The 19529-nt window shown below is 62.0% G+C and carries 17 protein-coding genes; 10 read left to right on the forward strand and 7 right to left on the reverse strand.

Annotated elements, in window-relative coordinates; all coding sequences use genetic code 11:
• Nucleotides 1-21 precede the first annotated feature (21 nt).
• Nucleotides 22-435: an HIT family protein gene (locus tag B0E55_RS02095; protein ID WP_019747060.1), complete on the forward strand. Its 414-nt coding sequence runs from the start codon at nt 22-24 to the stop codon at nt 433-435.
• Nucleotides 436-450: 15 nt separating this feature from the next.
• Here B0E55_RS02095 and fes read toward each other — a convergent pair whose 3' ends face one another.
• Nucleotides 451-1686 (reverse strand): enterochelin esterase, encoded by a 1236-nt coding sequence (gene fes, locus B0E55_RS02100; RefSeq protein ID WP_080909059.1) that lies wholly within the window; start codon nt 1684-1686, stop codon nt 451-453.
• A gap of 66 nt (nt 1687-1752) precedes the next feature.
• On the opposite strand from fes, the gene fepB reads away from it, so the two are divergent.
• From fepB to B0E55_RS02115, 3 genes are all read left to right on the forward strand, one after another.
• Nucleotides 1753-2748, forward strand: a complete 996-nt coding sequence (gene fepB, locus B0E55_RS02105; protein ID WP_241895987.1) for a Fe2+-enterobactin ABC transporter substrate-binding protein — start codon at nt 1753-1755, stop codon at nt 2746-2748.
• Nucleotides 2749-2859: 111 nt separating this feature from the next.
• Nucleotides 2860-4173, forward strand: a complete 1314-nt coding sequence (locus tag B0E55_RS02110) for a sensor histidine kinase (RefSeq protein WP_223257921.1) — start codon at nt 2860-2862, stop codon at nt 4171-4173.
• Nucleotides 4170-4832, forward strand: a complete 663-nt coding sequence (locus tag B0E55_RS02115) for a response regulator transcription factor (protein WP_019747064.1) — start codon at nt 4170-4172, stop codon at nt 4830-4832. The genes B0E55_RS02110 and B0E55_RS02115 overlap by 4 nt, the downstream gene beginning before the upstream one ends.
• A 96-nt stretch (nt 4833-4928) precedes the next feature.
• On the opposite strand, the gene B0E55_RS02120 is transcribed toward B0E55_RS02115, so the two are convergent.
• Nucleotides 4929-5861, reverse strand: coding sequence for a tyrosine-protein phosphatase (locus B0E55_RS02120; RefSeq protein WP_080908987.1), 933 nt, complete (start codon nt 5859-5861; stop codon nt 4929-4931).
• Nucleotides 5862-6111: 250 nt separating this feature from the next.
• Between B0E55_RS02120 and B0E55_RS02125 the strand changes: the two genes are divergently transcribed.
• From B0E55_RS02125 to B0E55_RS02135, 3 genes are all read left to right on the forward strand, one after another.
• On the forward strand, nt 6112-7146 hold the full coding sequence (locus tag B0E55_RS02125; RefSeq protein WP_080908988.1) for an ABC transporter substrate-binding protein: 1035 nt from the start codon (nt 6112-6114) through the stop codon (nt 7144-7146).
• Between the two features lie 155 nt (nt 7147-7301).
• Complete coding sequence (locus B0E55_RS02130) at nt 7302-8195, forward strand: phosphoribosylaminoimidazolesuccinocarboxamide synthase (RefSeq protein ID WP_019747067.1); 894 nt, start codon at nt 7302-7304, stop codon at nt 8193-8195.
• Nucleotides 8192-10306, forward strand: a complete 2115-nt coding sequence (locus B0E55_RS02135) for a S9 family peptidase (RefSeq protein WP_080908989.1) — start codon at nt 8192-8194, stop codon at nt 10304-10306. Before B0E55_RS02130 ends, B0E55_RS02135 begins: the two co-directional genes overlap by 4 nt.
• Before the next feature lie 12 nt (nt 10307-10318).
• On the opposite strand, the gene B0E55_RS02140 is transcribed toward B0E55_RS02135, so the two are convergent.
• Nucleotides 10319-11008 (reverse strand): response regulator, encoded by a 690-nt coding sequence (locus B0E55_RS02140; RefSeq protein WP_003945570.1) that lies wholly within the window; start codon nt 11006-11008, stop codon nt 10319-10321.
• On the reverse strand, nt 11005-12591 hold the full coding sequence (locus B0E55_RS02145; protein WP_080908990.1) for a sensor histidine kinase: 1587 nt from the start codon (nt 12589-12591) through the stop codon (nt 11005-11007). The genes B0E55_RS02140 and B0E55_RS02145 overlap by 4 nt, the downstream gene beginning before the upstream one ends.
• Nucleotides 12592-12710: 119 nt before the next feature.
• On the opposite strand from B0E55_RS02145, the gene B0E55_RS02150 reads away from it, so the two are divergent.
• The gene (locus B0E55_RS02150; protein ID WP_003945501.1) at nt 12711-14123 is read left to right on the forward strand and encodes a C4-dicarboxylate transporter DctA; all 1413 of its coding nucleotides are present in this window, start codon (nt 12711-12713) and stop codon (nt 14121-14123) included.
• Nucleotides 14124-14254: 131 nt separating this feature from the next.
• Here the strand turns inward: B0E55_RS02150 and B0E55_RS02155 are convergent, their stop codons facing one another.
• From B0E55_RS02155 to B0E55_RS02165, 3 genes are all read right to left on the reverse strand, one after another.
• On the reverse strand, nt 14255-15478 hold the full coding sequence (locus tag B0E55_RS02155; RefSeq protein ID WP_080908991.1) for an acyl-CoA dehydrogenase family protein: 1224 nt from the start codon (nt 15476-15478) through the stop codon (nt 14255-14257).
• Nucleotides 15475-16752: an acyl-CoA dehydrogenase family protein gene (locus B0E55_RS02160; protein ID WP_020906373.1), complete on the reverse strand. Its 1278-nt coding sequence runs from the start codon at nt 16750-16752 to the stop codon at nt 15475-15477. The genes B0E55_RS02155 and B0E55_RS02160 overlap by 4 nt, the downstream gene beginning before the upstream one ends.
• Before the next feature lie 125 nt (nt 16753-16877).
• Entirely contained in the window at nt 16878-17864 is a 987-nt protein-coding gene (locus B0E55_RS02165) for a sucrase ferredoxin (protein WP_080908992.1), read from the reverse strand.
• Between the two features lie 122 nt (nt 17865-17986).
• Between B0E55_RS02165 and B0E55_RS02170 the strand changes: the two genes are divergently transcribed.
• Together B0E55_RS02170 and B0E55_RS02175 are read left to right on the forward strand one after the other, a co-directional pair.
• A complete protein-coding gene (locus B0E55_RS02170) occupies nt 17987-18925 on the forward strand; it encodes an ABC transporter substrate-binding protein (protein WP_080908993.1) in 939 nt (312 codons plus the stop codon).
• A 97-nt stretch (nt 18926-19022) separates the two neighbouring features.
• Nucleotides 19023-19520, forward strand: a complete 498-nt coding sequence (locus B0E55_RS02175) for a glutathione peroxidase (RefSeq protein WP_003945816.1) — start codon at nt 19023-19025, stop codon at nt 19518-19520.
• Nucleotides 19521-19529: the final 9 nt, after the last annotated feature.

Raw genomic sequence — 19529 nt, forward strand, 5'->3', positions numbered from 1 at the left:
AGGCGCACAGGGTCGAAGAGCATGAACTGCATCTTCTGTTCCATCATCGCCGGTGAGGCCGAGGCCAGCGTCGTCTACGACGACGCGAATGTCCTTGCCTTCATGGATATTCGGCCGTTCACATCCGGCCATCTCCTGGTCGTGCCGAAGCGCCACGCCAGTGGATTGTCCACGCTCGATTCCGACGACGGTGCCAGGATCTTTTCCGTCGCACAGAAGATCGCCGCAGCGATGCGTACCGGACCTCTCCCCGTCGACGGAGTGAATCTGCATCTCTCTGACGGAGCTGTTGCGGGGCAGGAAGTCTTCCATGTTCATCTGCACGTCATTCCGCGAAATCGCGGCGACGGCTTCGGCCTGCGTGCGCTACCTCGCACGCCCAATCGGGCAATTCTCGACAGCACGGCTGCCGTCATTCGCGGTGCACTGAACTAGCGGCACCGGCCACTTTCAGGGACTGCCGATCAGTTCGACAACGGAGTCCAGAAGGACACTGCGCCAGCACAACCAGTCGTGGCCGCCGTCGAAGATCCGATACGACACTTGCGCTCCGGCAGCCTTCAACGCCTGTGCGACCGCTGCGCTGTGCCCGACCATGTCGGACTCGTGCCTACCTACTTCGAGGACAACGCGTAAACCGTCCGGCACGCCATCGCGCTCGATGCGTGCGGCGATGTCTCCACCCGGCGGACCGTCCTCGCCGCGCTTCAAGCCTGTCGGCCACCAGAATGAACCGGACCCGCTGGCGACCAGCGCGAAGTGTTCGGGGAATTCGAGTGCTGCGAACATCGAGGCCAGGCCGCCGAAGCTCTGCCCCGAGACCACCGTTCGCGTTCGATCAGACGAGAAGGGTGCGACGGCGCGCACCTGCGGAAGTAGTTCGTCGACGACTGCACTCCAGTAGTCGCGGTTGCACGGCAATTCCTTCGAACGACGTTGATTGTCAACGGAATCAATGGCCAGCAGAACGCAGGACTTCAGTTTGCCGGTCTGCACTGCACGATCGAAGGCGGCACCTGCTGGCATGACCTCGGCCCAGTGGCGCCCGTCGAGAAGTATCACGAGCGGCCGTTCTTCGAGCGGTGTCAATCCGTCGTCCACGGTCTCGTAGATCCACACCGGCCGCTCGACGTCCAACGTCGAACTGGCCCAGGTGAGCTGTATCGACTTCCTGAAAACTGGAGCATCCCAACCGAACTGGACCGGCGCCGAGGGCATCTCGGCGACGGAACGCCTTGTGTCCACGCCTGCGGAAAGCGGATTGAGTGGGTCGGCAATTCGGTGTTCGAGCAACCCCAACCAGCGGGTGCGGCGGGTCGTGTCTTCCTTGCCTGCTCCCGGATAGTCGAATTCGTCGACTACGGACTTCGGCGCCGGGATGATGCTGTAACTGCTGCGCCAGGTGTTCGAGACTTCGGCGGCGTAGAACCACACCGGACTCTCGCCGATCCGTTGCATCACGCTGAGTTGTTCCGCGTGATGGTCGGTCAACGAGTTTGCGTCGAGGTAGACGCGCTCGACTTCCGTCTCCTCGGGCTGTCGCCAGAGGAAAGTTACTCGAACTGTATGTGTGTCAACACTTTCGATGATCGGCGTGCCTTGTTGCACTATCCGGTTCCAGAAGGTGTCGATGTCGGGCGAGGCCGCGAGGGAAGCGGACAATTCTGTCACCGCCTGAGTTAGCATGAGCACAGCCTAACCTAATTTCATGGGCTTTTGAATTCGAGGAGTGGTCCGCCAGTGGGCGTCACAATGAAAAAATCGCGCGCCTTGAAGGTGCTCTCCGCAGTCTTGGTGGCAGGGTTCGCTCTCGCCGGATGTAGTTCTGCGGATGCCGATTCCGGTGCTGATTCGGCTGCATCGCAGGGTAATTGGCCCCGCACGGTGGAAACGCCGAAGGGGCCGGTGGAGATCACGTCGAAGCCGGAGAGGATCGTCTCGACCAGTGTGACGCTGACGGGCACGCTGTTGTCGATCGACGCTCCGGTGGTGGCTACCGCATCGACGGGACCGAACACCGACGTATCGGATGCGCAGGGGTTGTTCACACAGTGGGGCGACATAGCTCGAGAACGTGGACTCGCAGTGCTGCCGATGGGCGGCGCGAACGCAGAATCCGTTCTGGCCCAGAACCCGGACCTCATCGTCGTCTCGGCGACTGGAGGTGACTCCGTCGTCGATCTGTACGAACAGTTCACGGCCATCGCTCCGACAATAGTGGTGGACTACGGAGGAAGTAGTTGGCAGGAAGTGGCCGCCGTGATGGGTGAAGCGACAGGTCTCGAAGACAACGCAGCGGCCACGGTCGCGAAATTCGACAGCGCAGTAGAGGCAGCGAAGGCCAAGATCACACTTCCCCCGCAGCCGACCACCGCGCTCGTCTACTACGAGGACGGCAGCGGCGCCAATATCTGGACGCACGAGTCCGGGCAGGCGAAGTTGCTCACGGCGATGGGTTTCACGGTCGCCGACATTCCCGAGTCTGCGAAGAGCAGTGAATCCATGGGTAAGCGCAAGGACATCATTCAGGTCTCGGCCGAGAACCTCTACGACGGTATCGCGGGCAACACCCTGATCCTGGTCAGCGCCGACGACGGTGCGGTGAAAGCGGTCGAGGCACTTCCCCTGTTGGCGCAGCATCCGGCAATTCGTGATCACCATGTCTATGCCGTGGGGCTCGATACCTTCCGTCTCGACTACTACAGCGCAACCAACATGGTGAACCGGTTGGTCGAGCAGTTCAGCTGATCCATAAGTACTAGTGCTTTCACCCCGAACTAGTCCTTTGGTTGTAGCCGAGAATCGAACATTCCCTTCACGTTCGTCGAATGTGGGACCAAGTGGTGCGCGCATGCCACCATGAACGTCAATCATCGGATGCGGAATGGGGAGTGGATGTTCGACTCGGCTGGTCAGAATGTCTCGGGGCAAGCTCTGGCATCGCGAGGGTGGGGACGTTTCAACCTGAACAACCCGGCCACGGCGGCCGTGATCGTCGGCCTGCTGAGTGTGCCGTGGGTGTTCGGTCTCGCCAGTCTCAAGACTGAACCCGAGACGAGCAATCGAGTGCTGAGCGATCCGGGAACCGTCGTCGGCATCATGGGTTTCCTGACGGTGTTGACCGTGGTGGCGTGTGCGCGCCGGCGGTACCCGATCGCGTACTACCTCCTGACGTTGGCAGGATCCGGCGGATTGATGCTCTTCCTCGGCAGTCGATCGCTGGGGGCCACGCCGCTTTTCTGGTTCGCGATCATGGCAGTGTCCATCCGGGTGAGCGGCATGCGCCTGGTCGGACTGCTGGTCCTCGGAATGGCGATGGACGTGATCTTGGCGATGTATCTCACCGAGCGGGACGGGCTGACGGTCGCAGAGGTTCAGGTGGGGGAGTTGCCCCACCTGTTCCTCGAGCCGGCGGCAAACACCGTCACGAGTTTTCTGGTCGTCGCCGCCATGGGAAAGATCGTCGCGCGTCTGCGAAAGCAAGCAATGGAGAACAGTCAGGCGGTAGCGGATCTGCACCGGGACCGCGAACGCAAGATCGCGAATGCCGTTGTCGCCGAACGGCAGGACATGGCACGTGAGTTGCACGACGTCGCGGCTCACCACATGACCGGCATGATCATCCAGGCCCGTGCCGCCGACAAGTTCTTCTCGAGCAATCCCGAACAAGCGCAAGCCCTCCTGGGCGGCGTCATCGAGCAGGGGCAGCGGGCCCTCAACAGCTTGCGGCAGATCGTGGGGATCCTCCGTCTGGGTGAGGAAGACCCCGATTTCCCGACGCCCATGGTCTCCGACATCGACGAGTTGGTGGACGACTGCAGGCGCACCATCTCGTCGATCTCGCTCGAGAAGGTCGGCCGCTTCGACGACCTGGACAGCGGAGTCCAGTTGACGTGCTACCGCATCGTCCAGGAGGCGTTGTCGAACGTCCTTCGCCATGCGCCGGGTAGCGAGTCCAAGGTATGTCTGAGCCGAGAAGCCGGTGCGGTGAGAGTCCGGGTGATCAATACGCTCGGGAATGCTCGTCCGTCCTCCGACGGGCAAAACCTCGGAATTGTGGGAATGCGCGAACGCGCGACGCTCATGGGTGGTCAACTGGACGCCGGACCGAATTCGGAAGGTGAGTGGGCTGTGCAGGCACTGGTGCCGGTGAACGGGAGGATCAACGCATGATCGACGTCCTTATTGCAGACGACCAGCAGGTGGTACGGCAGGGGTTCGAACTGTTTCTCTCCGGTCACCCCGAGATTCGCGTCGTCGGGCATGCCAAGACGGGAGTCGAGGCGTACGAGCAGGTGCGTGCACTGCGTCCGGACGTCGTACTGATGGATATCCGAATGCCTCACGGTGACGGATTGACCGCGACCAGGGAGGTCCTTGCCGAGTTTCCGGCGACCCGCGTCGTCGTGATCACCACGTTCGATCTCGACGAGTACGTTTTCGAGGCGCTCGACAGTGGCGCCGCAGGGTTCCTGCTCAAAGACGCCGATCCCGAGGAGCTCTCGTCGGCAGTGCTGACCGTGGCCGAGGGTGGTTCGGTGCTCTCTCCGAGATTGACGTCGAGACTGATCGTGGAGTTCGCGAGGCGCAAACCGGCACCGATGTCCACGGCGCGCTCCGGATCGGATCACGGTCTCAGCGCGCGTGAAATGGATGTGGTGCAGTTGCTGTCACAAGGCTTGGGAAACAACGACATCGCAGATTCCCTCAGCCTCGAGCAGAGCACGGTGAAGTCGCACATCAGCAACATCTGCAAGAAGCTGCAGGTGCGCACCCGTGTGCAGATCGTCATCTGGGCGTACCGAAACAACGTGATCGCCGTATCGCGCTGACGCACGGGACGCTGCGGCGCATCCGGCACGGCGCGGGCAGAGAAAGTCCACGTGCCCGGGTTCGACCCCTCGTCGAACCCGGGGCAGCTGGATCGCTCAGCCCAGCAGTTTGGCTTTGAGCGTCATGACGGTCGCCGGACTCAGACCCAAGCCCTCGGTCAGGTAACGATCGACCGACCCGTAGGTCAGGTCCAACTGGGCGAGGCCGGCATCGAGATAGCTTGCCTCGACACCCAACAGGGGCTCCATGTTGACGGCCATCTGTTCGCCCAGGCTCGCCGCGATGCCCGCGCGCGTGGCCTTCATGCCTTCGGCTGTGTATTCGTTGGTCAGCAAGTAGTCATTCATGATCACCGAGCGGTCGATACCGGCGATGCTCAGCAGCAGAAACGACGTCCAGCCGGTGCGGTCTTTACCTGCAGTGCAATGGAAGACCTGTGCGCCTTCGGTTTCCGCGAGGCCCGTGAGCAACTGTGCGAACCCGGCTCGCTCCGTCGCTCCGGTGACGAAGGCGCGGTTCATGTCCTGCATCATCGATCGTGAGTCCTCGGGGGACTTGATCTTCGCGACCATCTCGGCGATGTTCCCGGACAGGATCGGAATGTTCTCGTACGCAACCCCGTCGGGCAGGACATCCGGCTTGCTGGCGATCTCGGGTTCCGTGCGCAGATCGTAAACCTTTGTCAGTCCCAGCTTTTCGAGAATGCTCATGTCATCGCCCTTGGGCGTGATCGCGTTCGCGCGGTAGAAGACTCCCTTGTTCACGGGCAGACCGAAAGTTCCCGAGTATCCGGCGCCGGTGCCTGCGACGTCGCGGAAATTGTCGATCCCGGTCAGCCGCGGAGCATCTGGGGTTTGCTCGGCACTGCCGAAGTTGCTGGATCCGAAATCCAGTGAGCCGAACTGTGGAGCCGAGGGGGCAGGTCCGGCGTGCGCGATCGAGGCGCCGAAACCGGTGATGAGAAAGCTGCTGGTCAACGCAATGGCCGCGGCAGACCGTAGCGAGCACGTGCGCGTGGATCGGGACATGTGTGAGCCCTTCGTCGAGCGGAGAGAGTGGCTGGTCGATGAGGTATCGCGAAGGCAAGGTAGCGAGTTCGCGTGTCCGATTCGAGAGGAATCTTGCTTTGCTCCCTCTCAGTGGGAGGCGTGCTGCTGTGAGCGTGAGTGACTCGGGAGGCGCAGTTCATTCCTCGAGACCTGTGTTTGTGTAAAGGTCCAGTGCCCTGATATTGGTTAGCCTCACCAAATCAATTCCGGAGCAGTCCGGTGCGTTCAGATGGAGTTCAACATGCGGGTTCAAGGTCTGTCGCGGTTTCGCCGCGCAGTGGTGATCGGCGCAGCAGCTGCGCTGGCGGTCGGCGTCGCCGGCTGCAGCAACTCCGAGGAGGCGTCGTCCGAATCGTCGACGACAGCCGCGAGCTCGCAGACCCGTGTCTTCGAGGCACAGAACGGATCCATCGAGATCCCGAGCGACCCGCAGCGGATCGTGGCCTGCGGATACGCAGTTCTGCCGCTTATTCAGGCGGGAGCGAACCTGGCAGCAGTATGTGAGTGGACCCGTGAACTCGGCAACATGGACGACAAGACCAAGGCCGCTTACGAAGCTCTGCCGAAGGTCGCGCCCGACGGCAACGTCTCCCAGCTCAACTACGAGGGAATCGTCGCTGCCGAGCCCGATCTGATCATCATGGGTGTTCCCGCTCGTGTCGAAAGCCAGCTGGACATGGCGCAGCTCAAGGCGGCCGCTCCCGTCGTCTTCCTGGGACCGACGGTTCCTGCTGATTGGCGAGTGCTGGGCGAGCAGTTCGCCGATGCCGCGAATGTCTCCGACACCTACGGCGAGTTCAAGGACGACTACGACGCCAAAACCGCCGAACTGGCCGCGAAGTACAAGGACAAGCTCGGCTCGTTGACCTTCGGCGGCGTGTGCAACGTCTGCAAGCCCGAGGCCGGCACCTTCTCACGCGAGTACGCGTCTTCGTACACGACCAATCTCTTCGACGGACTCGGACTGCAGTTCCCCGGCACCCCCGCAGACCCCGCCGACATCCACGTCGAACAGGTATCCATCGAGAAGATCGGCGAAAATCTCGGAAATGTCGACGTGATCGTCTACGGCCTCAACGCCGACGGCTCGATGTCTCCGCAGTTGCAGGAGCTGGTCAATTCCGAGCTGTGGAAGGAATTGCCCGCAGTGAAGGCCGGCAACGTCGTCCAGGTCCAGCATTCGTTGGCCGCGACCTATCAGACGGCTCTTCTGACGCTGGATTCGATCGACGAGGGCCTGTCGAAGCTGCCCGCAAACCAGTAGTTCATCGACTGTGACGGTGGCCTCTCGCCTGCTGGCGAGGGGCCACCTGCATATCCGGATGAGCAGGGCGGACAGCTCTCCGAACGGCGAGGACGCTTACCTGTCCCGGCTACCGGGGTTCTGTACGAACTGCGAACGCCCGATAGGGTGACCGGGTGCGTCCTACACTTGATTCCTACACTCATCTGGCCGGTGGCAAGGTCCGTGACCTTTACACGATCGACGACGAGCATCTGCTGCTTGTCGCGAGTGATCGGATCTCGGCCTACGACCACGTGCTCAGCACGCCGATCCCGGACAAGGGTCGCGTGCTCACCGCGATGAGCGTGTTCTTCTTCAACGTCCTCGGTGGCACCAACCACCTGGCCGGCGAGCCCGACGACGATCGCATCCCGGAAGAGGTTCTCGGCCGCGCTCTCGTGGTGCGCTCCCTCGACATGGTTCCCGTCGAATGCGTCGTTCGTGGCTTCCTCACCGGCTCCGGCCTGGTCGACTACAACAACACCGGCGCAGTGTGCGGCGTCGCGTTGCCCGAGGGCCTCGTCGAGGCGTCGCGGCTGCCCGACCCGATCTTCACCCCGGCGTCCAAGGCAGCTCTCGGGGATCACGACGAGAACATCAGCTTCGATCAGGTAGTGGAGAAGGTCGGCCAGAAGCTGGCAGTGCAGCTTCGCGAGGACACTCTCGACGTTTATGCCCGCGCCTCCAACTTCGCGGCCGATCGCGGAATCATCCTTGCGGACACCAAGCTCGAATTCGGTCTCGACTCCGGTGGAAACCTCGTGCTCGCCGACGAGGTGCTCACCCCCGACTCGTCGCGCTACTGGCCTCTCGAAGGCTACGAAGCGGGCAAGGTGCAGCCCAGTTTCGACAAGCAGTTCGTGCGCGACTGGCTCACGAGCCCCGAATCCGGCTGGGACCGTAGCTCGGACACGACACCGCCGCCGTTGCCGCAGGAGATCGTCGACGCGACTCGGGCACGCTACATCGAGGCGTACGAGCGCATTTCCGGTCTGTCCTTCGACGATTGGGTCGGTCCCAGCGCATGAGCCTGATCCCGCCGGTCGCAAAGAAGGTCCCCGCCGAACGTACCCATCACGGACACACGTTCGTCGATGACTACGAGTGGCTGCGGGACAAGGACAACGCCGAGGTCGTCGCATACCTCGAAGCCGAAAACGCGTACACCGACGAGCAGACGGCCGCGCTCGAGCCGTTGCGCGAGAAGATCTTCCAGGAGATCAAGTCGCGGACGCAGGAAACCGACATGTCGGTGCCCACTCGCATGGGTAAGTGGTGGTACTACTCGCGCAGCGTGGAAGGCAAGTCGTACACCGTCCAGTGCCGGTGCCCCATCGCCGGTGAAGACGACTGGACTCCGCCCAACCTGACGCCCGGCGTCGAGCTGGCGGGCGAGCAGATCCTCATGGACGGCAACGTCGAAGCCGAAGGGCACGAGTTCTTTTCGCTCGGCGCGTTCTCCATCAGCGAGGACGGCACGTTGCTTGCGTACTCGGTGGACATCGTCGGCGACGAGCGGTACACCTTGCGGTTCAAGAACCTCGAGACCGGTGAGATGCTCGCCGACGAGATTCCCGATACCGCGCCTGGCGCCACCTGGGCGATCGACCACAGTCACGTCTTCTACATGACGGTCGACGATTCCTGGCGTCCGGACACCGTGTGGCGTCACAAGCTGGGAACGCCGCAGAGTCAAGATGTTTCGGTGTTCCATGAGCCCGACGAACGGTACTGGGTTTCGGTGGGGTCTACCCGCAGTGAGAAGTACCTGATGATCTGGGTCGGTTCCAAGGTGACCAGCGAAGGCTGGATGCTGGAATCGGCGAACCCGGAAGGCGACTTCCGCGTCATCATCCCGCGTCGCGAGGGCGTCGAGTACGGCGCTGAACACGCGGTGATCGGGGGAGAGGACCGCTTCCTGATCCTCCACAACGACGTCGTGGACGGAGTCAAGGCAGAGAACTTCGTGTTGGTGGAAGCTCCCGTGTCGGATCCGACAAACATGACGACGCTGATCGAGCACAGCGCAGACGTTCGTCTGGAAGAAGCCGAAGCCTTTGCCGGACACCTCGTCCTGAGCTACCGCCGCGAGGCGCTCACTCGGGTTGCCGTGTGGCCGTTGACGGATGACGGCTACGGTGAGCGTCACGAAATCGACTTCGACGAAGAACTCTTCAGCATCGGTATGGGGTCCAATCCGGAATGGGCGCAGCCCACCATCCGACTCGGCTTCACGTCGTTCATCACTCCCGGGCAGGTGTACGACTACTACGTCGCCAGTGGTGAACTGGCACTGCGCAAGTCGCAGCCTGTTCTCGGTGACTTCGATGCGAGTAATTACGAGCAGCGTCGCGACTGGGCAGTGGCCGACGACGGAACCCGCATTCCGCTCTCGATCGTGAGGCGCGTAGGTGCGCCGGAAGGTCCCGCGCCGCTGCTGTTGTACGGCTACGGTTCCTACGAGGCGAGCATCGACCCGTCGTTCTCGGTTGCCCGCTTGTCGTTGCTCGATCGCGGCGTCGTCTTCGTGGTCGCACACGTGCGCGGCGGCGGCGAGATGGGTCGTCACTGGTACGAAAACGGCAAGACGCTCACGAAGAAGAACACCTTCACCGATTTTGTCTCATGCGCAAAGCATTTGATCGATACCGGTGTCACAGCCGCTGATCGCATGGTTGCCGACGGCGGTAGTGCGGGTGGATTGTTGATGGGGGCTGTCGCCAACCTCGCTCCGGAACTGTTTGCCGGCGTTCTCGCCAATGTTCCGTTTGTCGACCCGCTGACGTCGATTCTCGATCCGTCGCTGCCGTTGACGGTCATCGAGTGGGACGAATGGGGAGATCCGCTGCACAACAAGGACGTCTACGACTACATGCGCTCGTACAGCCCGTACGAGAACGTGGAAGCCAAGGACTATCCCGCCATTCTTGCGATCACGAGCATCAACGACACCCGTGTTCTGTACGTGGAGCCGGCCAAGTGGGTCGCGAAACTGCGCGCCACGAAGACCGGTGATGCTCCGCTACTTCTCAAGACCGAGATGAGCGCCGGACACGGCGGTGTCAGCGGTCGCTACGAGAAGTGGAAAGAGGTCGCATTCGAGTTCGCCTGGGTTCTCGACACGGTTGGCGCAAACTAGATTCTGTGTCAATCAGGTTCTGCGGTAACGAACCTGAGGGCGCCCAGCGCGCCCGTACTCGGTCTCCCGGGTGAGCATGCCGTCGTCTGCCAGCTTTTCCAGGTAGCGCCAGGCTGTCACCCGGGACACGCCGACCGATGCTGCCACCTCTGCAGCGGTCACGGGTCCCTCAGAATCCCGGACAGACGCTGCGACGAGCCCGAGTGTTTGAGACGCAAAGCCTTTCGGTGCCGCTGCTCGATCGTCGGACGTTCGTAGTGCGGACATCGCGCGGTCGATGTCGTGTTGACTGACCGCAGACTCTCCAGCGGGAAGTGCTGCACGATATTCGAGGTAGCGCTCGAGCTTGTCGCGGAATGCTGCGAAAGTGAACGGCTTGAGAAGATAGAGGACGATCCCGCGAGCCACGGCGCTTCGGACCACCTCCAGATCGCGCGCCGAGGTAACCGCGATGATGTCCGGACTGGGCCGCAACCCGCCGAGGGCGGAGGCCACGTCGAGACCGCTGGCGTCGGGCAACCCGATGTCGAGCAGGACCAGGTCGATGGGCTGGTCAGTGGCGTTGGCTGCCGTAACTGCACGCACGGCGGCGTTTCCGGAATGAACCACGCCGTGGACCACGAATTCCGGCACACGCTCGACGTACGAACGGTGCGCCTGGGCGATCAACGGTTCGTCGTCGACTATCAATACACGGATCATCGCGGTGCTTCCGCCTCGCGCAGCGGGATACGGACAACCAGCATGGAGCCCATCGCCGGCTCGCTGGTGAGCGTGCCGCCGTGCCGTTTCACGACTTGAGAGACCAGAGCGAGACCGAGTCCGCGAGAGCCGGATTTTGTGGAGTAGCCACGGCCCTTGGCCTTTTCGAGTGCTTCGGGTGTCATTCCCGGGCCGCTGTCGGCGACGGCAACAACCATCATCGAATCCTCTTCCATTACCGTCACTTCCACCCACGGAGACTCGCTCGCGCGCGATGCGTCAATAGCATTGTCCACGAGATTGCCGACCAGCGTGACCAACTCGCGTGCATTGAGCGAAGGAACCGGACCGAGCGCGGTGTCTTCCGTGATGGTCAGGTCGACCCCGCGTTCGGTCGCTTCGCTCATTTTCCCGAGCAGTAGTGCGGCCAGCGCCGGCTCGTGGACCGCATTCATCAGACGATCGATCAACTGTTGGGACACCCGCAATTCGTTGGTGGCGAAGGCCACTGCGTCCTCGTTTCGCCCCAACTCGACCATCGTGATGATCGTGTGCAGACGATTTGCACTTTCGTGGGCTTGCGATCGAAGCGACTCGGCAAAACTACGTACCGAATCCAATTCCCCGAGTACGTTCTGAAGTTCGGTGTGATCGCGAATTGTCAGCACGGTGCCAATTCTGTTGCCTTCCCACTCAACCGGGTGTTGGTTGACCACCAGCACACGCTTGTCGGTGAGGTGCACTTGATCCTTCGCGGGAGAGGCGTCGTCGACCCGCATGGTCTCGGGGATGGATGAAAGTGGCACGGGCCCGTCCGGTAGATCGAGGAGGCGACGTGCTTCGTCGTTGACGATGTCCACTCTCGCGTCTTTGCTTCGGCCTTGCCCGATCACCACCAAACCCTCACCGATGCTGTGCAGTACGGCGTCGTGGTGCTCGTACATGGTGCGCAGTTCGTCCGGAGCCATTCCCAGGGTCTGTCGCCTGATGCGTCGGCTCACCAGAAGTGAACTCAGGAGGGCGGCAAGAAGACCGCCGCCGGCAACGAACAGGATGACCGGAACGCTTTGGGCGAACTGCTTGCTGATCTGCTCGCGGGTGACACCGGCAGAAACCAGACCGACCAGGGTTCCGCCGGAATCGTAGACAGGAGTGACTGCGCGGATCGACGGCCCCAGCGACCCGGCGTACGTCTCCGTGAAGGTCACGCCGGCGAGTGCGCGGTCAATGTTTCCGTTGAACAGTTGACCGATCAGCTCCGGGCTCGTGTGGGTGAATCGAGTGCGATCCGGCGCCATCACCACGATGAAATCGACGCCGGTTGCCTGTCGTATTTTCTCGGTCTGTGGTTGCAGAATCGCGGTCGGGTCCGGGCTCGTCAGGGCGGCCACCGTCGAATCCGACAGGGCGAGAGTCTGCGCTATCGAGCTCACCTGCCTGCGGATCGCGTCGTCGCTGTCTCGGCGTTCGTCGACAACTGCGAGCGCGGCCCCCACGCCGATGACCAGCGCCAACAACGCCAACTGCAGGAGCAGGATCTGCCTGGCGACGCTCATACGTCGGCCGGTCTTTCGTTCGACCATCGAGCGCCTCCTGAACGTAATGAACACAAACTTCCGGGCCCACCTGTTTGCAACAAGAATTCTCCACGACTCGAAGTGATCCCGATCACTTCACAGATATCCGATCCAAAGGACACCCCATGAGCAGCACGGCAACAGGGACAGTAGACGGTTCCCCACAGCCCGAGGGCACCAAGGCAAAGCGCGACAAGACGCATTGGCTCTACATGAGCGTGATCGTCGCGGTTATCGGCGGCATCCTCGTCGGTTGGCTCGCACCCGAGTTCGGTAAGTCCGTCGGTGTACTCGGCACGTTGTTCGTCAGCCTGATCAAGATGATGATCAGCCCGGTCATCTTCTGCACCATCGTGCTCGGCATCGGCTCGGTTCGAGCTGCGGCCAAGGTCGGCAAGGTCGGCGGCCTCGCACTCGCCTACTTCATCGGGATGTCCACCATCGCACTCGCGATCGGCCTGGGAGTCGGCAACCTGCTCAACCCGGGCAGTGGCCTGAACATCACGCCCAACGCGGCCTCCGTGGCCAAGCTTGCAGATCAGGCCCACAGCGCGGGCGGTACCTGGGACTTCATCGCGTCCATCATTCCGACGTCGATGCTGTCCTCCCTCACCGCCGGCAGCGTGCTGCAGACTCTGTTCGTCGCCCTTCTGGTCGGCTTCGCGATCCAGTCGCTCGGCAAGTCGGGTGAGCCGATTCTCAAGGCCGTCGGATACATCCAGAAGCTCGTGTTCAAGATCCTGACGATGATTCTCTGGCTCGCCCCGATCGGTGCTTTCGGCGCCATCGCCAGCGTCGTCGGCCAGACCGGTTTGAACGCCGTCGTCCAGCTCGGAACCCTGATGATCGGCTTCTACCTGACCTGCCTGATCTTCGTCTTCGGTGTTCTCGGAACGCTGCTGCGCGCGGTCACCGGATTCAACATCTTCAAGCTGGTCAAGTACTTGGCCCGTGAGTACCTGCTCATCTTCGCCACGTCGTCCTCCGAATCGGCACTGCCGCGTCTGATCGCCAAGATGGAGCACGTAGGCGTCGAGCGCACCACGGTGGGCATCGTCGTTCCCACCGGCTACTCGTTCAACCTCGACGGCACCGCGATCTACCTGACGATGGCCTCGATCTTCATCGCCGACGCCATGGGACAGCCGCTCGCCTTCGGTGAACAGCTCTCGCTGCTGGTGTTCATGATCATCGCCTCCAAGGGCGCTGCGGGAGTCAGCGGCGCCGGTCTGGCCACGCTGGCCGGCGGACTGCAGAGCCATCGCCCCGAGCTTCTCGACGGCGTCGGACTCATCGTCGGAATCGACCGCTTCATGTCGGAAGCGCGAGCGATCACCAACTTCTCGGGCAATGCGGTCGCGACTCTCCTGGTCGGCGCGTGGACCAAGACGATCGACAAGGAACGCGTCATCGAGGTGCTCGACGGGAAGATTCCGTTCAACGAAGCCACGATGCTCGACGACGAGGACGAAGAAGAGCAGCACAAACTCGAAACGGCTCCGACCGGCACCAAGCAGTCATTTGTGAGCCATCACTAGATACTTCCGCTCTGCTGAACGTTTGACCGCACAGCAGGCGCGGAACCCGATCTACGATCAGTGATCCTGGTCGTAACGATGAAAGAGACCGCCGCACCAACCGTGCGACGGTCTCTTTCTGTTCGTGGGTGCTATGTGTACCAGGTGGGTTCGGGAATCTCGCCGGTCAGAAAACGACTACCGACTTCACGGCGCTTGTACGCGAGCGGATCGTGAAGGGTATGCGTCCGGATGTTGCGCCAGTAGATATCCAGGCCGACGTCGTTGGACGTGGCTCTGGCACCGGTCAGTTCGAAGATCTTGTTGCTGATCTCCAAGGAGACGTCGGCGGCGCGAAGTTTTGCGGCCGCGATGCGTACGGCGAGGTCGCCGCGAGCCTGCTCGGTGAGGTTTTCGCGAGCGTCGTGGAGCACGGCGTCGGCCTCACGGCTGACCTGATCCACGAAGGCCTCCGCCGCCCACAGCTTCGATTGCAAGTCGCCGTAGCCCTCACGGAGGTACCACTCGTCGGTTGCGATTTCGCGGTTGTCACCGCCGTACGGCCATGGACGCGTACGGGTTCGGGTGTACTCGGCCGCAGTGTCCAGTGCGCCACGCGCGATCCCGAGGTAGAAGTTCGCGAACACGATCTCGATCGCGGGGAAGTTCAGGGTGTTGTAGACCAGAGGTTGGAATTCCTTGTCGACAAAGCCTGCCGCACTTGCCCAGTCGACCTCGACGTCGTTGACCTCGACACTGCCCGAATCGGTGAGGCGCTGCCCGAGGTTGTCCCAATCGCCGCGGAAGACTATGCCGTCCTGAGCAGTCGGCACGATAGCGAACACATGCGTCGCAGTTCCGTCGATGATTCCTTCGAGCACCGTGAGGTCGGTGACTCGTCCGCCGGTGGAAAACGACTTCACACCGTTGAATACCAGGGTGTCTCCGCGATCCACGACGGTGAGGTCGGTGTCTCGAGGGTTCACCGCGCCGCCGAAGAAGAATCGGTTGCTCGTGTACAGCTCCTCGACAGCGGAGATCTGCGGATCGGTTCCGACCAATCTGGCTGCCCATGCCCACAGGTAGTGGTACCCGAGCAGTTGCCCGATCGAGCCGTCGGCGCGCGCGATCTCCCGAACCACCTTGTAGGCGGTCTCCCATCGCTGCCCACCGCCGCCGAACTCGATCGGACCCAGCAGTGTCACCAGACCACTGTCCTTGAGCAGCTGGACTTCTCGGAACGGTGGTTCGCCGGCTCGGTCGCGGGCGAGCGCGTCGACGGCAAGGACGTTGCTCACCTCGCGAGCGCGGTCGATCCAGCCTTCGGATGTGTCGGGAACGCCGACGAAGACTTCGGTTTCACTGGTCACGGTCATGCCTGTACATCCTTTTCGGTCGGTGCAGTCCCGATGGCCCACACGTAAATCGGTTCGGTTCCGTTGATTTCGTAGTCGCCGACAACTTTGGATTTGAAGACGACCGGATTATGACTGGCCACGGTGCGCGCGTTGCGCCAGAACCGATCGAGATCGAGGTCGCGGCTCACTCCGGAAGCACCGAGTGCGTCGAAGATCTTGGCCGTGGCCGGAACGACGAGTCCGATCGAGGCGACTTGCCCTCGCCCCGAATCGATTTCGGCTGCGATGTTGGCGGCTTTCTCTTCCTCCGGCGAGCCGGAGAATGCGGCTTCGTATGCCCATTGGGACGACTGTGCTGCGTGCAGCGCCACGGCCTCGGCTGCAAAGGCAGCCGAGGACACCTCGCCGACAACTTGCTGGATCTGCGAATCCTGCGCGTATCTCGGAGCGTTGCCGTGACTGAAGGTTCGAGTACGAGAGGCGACTCGACGAGAGATCTCGGTTGTCGCAGCCTTGGCGATGCCGGCGAGAGTGGCGAGATGGAACAGTTGGTAGAACGCGGTCTGGTATTTGAAGCGCGTCGAGAAGTCGAAGATGTTCTCCGGCTGGACTATTGCGTTCTCGTAGACGGACGAGCCGGAGCCAGTCGTCTGCTGGCCGAACCCGTTCCAGTCGTCACTGTGTGTGACACCGGGTTGTCTCGCTTCGACTGCGGCGATCACGAATGCGCCGGTGTCGGTGCGCTGCGAGTACAGGTCGATCCAGTCGGCGAAAATGGAACCCGTGCTGTAGAACTTTGCCCCGTTCGCCAGGAAGTGGTCGGCATCGGGTGCGGGAGAGACCTTGGTGTTGGCTTCGCCCAATGCAACGTCGCCGATTTCGGTCCACGCGTTGCCGACCAACTGTCCCTCCGCGAAGCGTCGGAGCCAGGTGTCACGCTCAGGCCCGGGGTCGGCGACCAGTCGGTCTTCGACAAACGCGAAATGACCGCGCAGTGCCTGGGTGATGTTGGAATCGGCGCTCGACAACTCGACTAGTAACCGGATCAATTGCGGGATGCTCGCGCCGGATCCACCGTGTGTTGTCGGCACCCGAACGGCGCCGAAGCCTGCTTTCTTGAGTGCGTCGATCTGTTGGAAGGGAAGCACGTGATCGCGTTCGCGTTCGACGACGGCTTGTGCGATGTCCGCGAAGATCGGACGGAATTTTGCTGCCAGTGTTTCGTAGTCGACCTCACTCTTGATCGGATCTGCAGACCGGGAAACGGCATTCGGCGTCAGTGCGGTGGTCATGGGAAGAATGCAAGCTGTAATCACCAGGGGCGTCGATCCTTCATCGCGACCTGATTCGAAGTGTTGTCAGGCCGCGCAAATCTCGGTTCGATGGCCTGCCGGGCAGTTCTACCGGAATCGAGTGGTCAGTGCGATTGCTCGTGAAGGTGTTCTACGATCCATCCGTTCCATTCGACAGTTCCTCCGGAACCGCAATCGTGTCGGAACGGCTGCCCTGGAGAGCCGGGTCGAACGACCACGCGAAAGTCTCTCGCCTCCAATCGAAGATCGACAGTCGTATGTTCTCCGTCGACGCTCTCGGCGACACTCTCGAGTGCGTCCGTCGCGACGATGCCGGTAACGCGTCGGACTGCGTGTTCGGCGGCCTGAGCGGCCTGTGACAGTGCCGCTCGGCCGCGCAGGTGCAGCAGCTCCAATTCTCCGGCTTGGTATTTTTCGGCTGCATCGATCGCGGAGTTGCCGTCCAGTCGGCTGAAATAGACTGCGGCGGGCCACGCAATCATGTTGGCCGCGAATCGATCTCCGCCGATGTGACTGCATTCCCACACATCTGCGATCTGTGCCGCGTTCAGCGCCGACACGACCGGGCGACCGAGTTCCGCGCAGCACGCATCCTTCTTTCCATGTGTGCAGACTGCGAAGAGCGGTTCCGTGCGGGAGCGGCCGAAGTCGGGTTCCACTCCGGTGGCCATCGATTCGAACGGCAGTACCGACAGGTCCTCGTATCGGTCGACCGACCCTTCCCGCATCCACTGACGTGTGCCGTCCGTCCAGGCGAGTACGCACATCGGGGTGAGGACTCGGCGGTTGCGGGGCCGCCGGATCACCACGAGGCGGATACGACCCTGCGCTGCGTAGATTTTTTCGGTGAGTGCGACTGGGAGAACGTCGTCAGGAGCGGACGCCGGCCAGGGGCCGGGGTGCTCGATCAACACCCACAGATGTGTCATTCCGGCGCGACCGACCATCGGTTCGCCGGCGGTCGACGACTGCCGTGTACAGGCGTGAGGGCGTCGACTGGTTTGCGGATTGGCGACAAATTCCGGAAAGCACTGCGTAGATGCCTTCCCCAGGACACCGTCGCTGCAGGTGTGGCAGGGAAGGGAAGACATGATGAGGCTCCAGTCTCGTAGGTTAGGCTCACCAGACTATTGGATGGTGAATCCTTTGCTCAGCCGTGGTGAATGCGCGTGGCTGTGACGGTCGAAAGCAGTCGGTAACAGGAGTGTTGGGAATGAAACGCAGTAACTCGCGGGCGAAGTACGTGCTGGGTGGTTTTGTCCTCGCCGCCATCGTGGCAACGACAACGGCGTGTGGCAGTGACGACAAGACGGATACCGACAGTCAGTCCGCCGACACCGTGCACGCGGTCACCCATGCCCGCGGAACCACGGACGTACCGATGGATCCGCAGAGAGTTGTCGTGCTCGAGCCGGTTCAGCTCGACACGTCGGTAGCGCTGGGCGTGATTCCCGTGGGCACCGCGGTCCTCAGCGAGACGACCGGTGTTCCGGCGTACCTCGGTGAGAAGGCCGCGGAGATCGAGATGGTCGGCACCGTCGCGGCGCCGAACCTCGAGAAGATCGTCGCACTGAGCCCGGACCTGATCATCGGAACGGAATCGCGGCACGGTGATCTGTACGAGCAACTCGCTGCCATCGCGCCGACCGTCTACATGGCGACCCAGACCGATCCGTGGCAGGACAACGTCCAGTTCGTCGCAGAGGCGTTGAACAAGACCGATCAGGCAGGCGAACTGCTCGGTGACTACACGGCACGCTGCGAGGAAGTGGCGAGCAAGCACAGCACCGAGGGCAAGACCGCTCAGCTCATCCGCCCACGCGACGACGTTCTGACGCTGTACGGACCCACGTCGTTTGCCGGAAGCACTCTCGAATGCGCGGGACTCACGATTCCCGCACGCGACTGGGAGAACTCGATCTCCGTCGACCTCTCCCCGGAATTCGTCTCCGGAGCCAACGCCGACCTCATCCTGGTCACCTCCGCGAGACCGGCCGATGCCAGCACGATGCCGAAGGCCGTGGCGGACAACGCCGGATTCTTCCCGAACCCACATCTGGTCGACATGTCCTACTGGATCACGGGCGTCGGACCGCTCGGCGGCCTCACCGTTCTGGACGACCTCGATCGCATTCTCGGAGCATCGAAGTAGCAGTAGGTGAGAACAAGCAGTAGGTGAGAACAAGCAGTAGGTGAGAACAAGCAGTGGGCGAGAACTGGCAGTCGGCCAGAGTCGCTAAGTTGGACCTATGACAACTCCAGTACAGAACATCGCGATCAACACCCTCGGTGGCGTGCCCACCTCGTTGGGTGAATACGACGGCCGTGCCGTGCTCGTGGTCAACGTGGCATCCAAGTGTGGACTGACCCCGCAGTACTCGGCGCTCGAGAAGCTGGCCAGCGAGTACGCCGATCGCGGTCTGACCGTGATCGGCATCCCGTGCAACCAGTTCATGGGGCAGGAACCGGGTACCGCCGAAGAGATCGAGACGTTCTGCTCCACTACCTACGGCGTCACGTTCCCGCTCCTCGAGAAGATCGAGGTGAACGGCGAGAACCAGCATCCGCTGTACGCCGAACTCACCAAGGCCGCCGACGCCGAAGGCGCTGCGGGCGACATCCAGTGGAACTTCGAGAAGTTCTTGATCGGACCGGACGGCACCGTCGTCAACCGCTTCCGTCCGCGGACCGAGCCTGACGCTCCCGAGGTTGTCGCCGCCATCGAAGCCGCGCTTCCCAAGAATTAGTAGCTGCGC

It is taken from the genome of Rhodococcus sp. 66b (assembly GCF_002076325.1).
Classification (GTDB): domain Bacteria; phylum Actinomycetota; class Actinomycetes; order Mycobacteriales; family Mycobacteriaceae; genus Rhodococcus_F; species Rhodococcus_F erythropolis.

Excerpts from the sequence above, each read along its gene's own strand:
- B0E55_RS02095 (WP_019747060.1), top strand. The coding sequence starts at position 22 with ATGAACTGCATCTTCTGTTCCATCATCGCCGGTGAGGCCGAGGCCAGC.
- fes (WP_080909059.1), bottom strand. The coding sequence starts at position 1,686 with ATGCTAACTCAGGCGGTGACAGAATTGTCCGCTTCCCTCGCGGCCTCG.
- fepB (WP_241895987.1), top strand. The coding sequence starts at position 1,753 with ATGAAAAAATCGCGCGCCTTGAAGGTGCTCTCCGCAGTCTTGGTGGCA.
- B0E55_RS02110 (WP_223257921.1), top strand. The coding sequence starts at position 2,860 with ATGAACGTCAATCATCGGATGCGGAATGGGGAGTGGATGTTCGACTCG.
- B0E55_RS02115 (WP_019747064.1), top strand. The coding sequence starts at position 4,170 with ATGATCGACGTCCTTATTGCAGACGACCAGCAGGTGGTACGGCAGGGG.
- B0E55_RS02120 (WP_080908987.1), bottom strand. The coding sequence starts at position 5,861 with ATGTCCCGATCCACGCGCACGTGCTCGCTACGGTCTGCCGCGGCCATT.
- B0E55_RS02125 (WP_080908988.1), top strand. The coding sequence starts at position 6,112 with ATGGAGTTCAACATGCGGGTTCAAGGTCTGTCGCGGTTTCGCCGCGCA.
- B0E55_RS02135 (WP_080908989.1), top strand. The coding sequence starts at position 8,192 with ATGAGCCTGATCCCGCCGGTCGCAAAGAAGGTCCCCGCCGAACGTACC.
- B0E55_RS02140 (WP_003945570.1), bottom strand. The coding sequence starts at position 11,008 with ATGATCCGTGTATTGATAGTCGACGACGAACCGTTGATCGCCCAGGCG.
- B0E55_RS02145 (WP_080908990.1), bottom strand. The coding sequence starts at position 12,591 with ATGGTCGAACGAAAGACCGGCCGACGTATGAGCGTCGCCAGGCAGATC.
- B0E55_RS02150 (WP_003945501.1), top strand. The coding sequence starts at position 12,711 with ATGAGCAGCACGGCAACAGGGACAGTAGACGGTTCCCCACAGCCCGAG.
- B0E55_RS02155 (WP_080908991.1), bottom strand. The coding sequence starts at position 15,478 with ATGACCGTGACCAGTGAAACCGAAGTCTTCGTCGGCGTTCCCGACACA.
- B0E55_RS02160 (WP_020906373.1), bottom strand. The coding sequence starts at position 16,752 with ATGACCACCGCACTGACGCCGAATGCCGTTTCCCGGTCTGCAGATCCG.
- B0E55_RS02165 (WP_080908992.1), bottom strand. The coding sequence starts at position 17,864 with ATGTCTTCCCTTCCCTGCCACACCTGCAGCGACGGTGTCCTGGGGAAG.
- B0E55_RS02170 (WP_080908993.1), top strand. The coding sequence starts at position 17,987 with ATGAAACGCAGTAACTCGCGGGCGAAGTACGTGCTGGGTGGTTTTGTC.
- B0E55_RS02175 (WP_003945816.1), top strand. The coding sequence starts at position 19,023 with ATGACAACTCCAGTACAGAACATCGCGATCAACACCCTCGGTGGCGTG.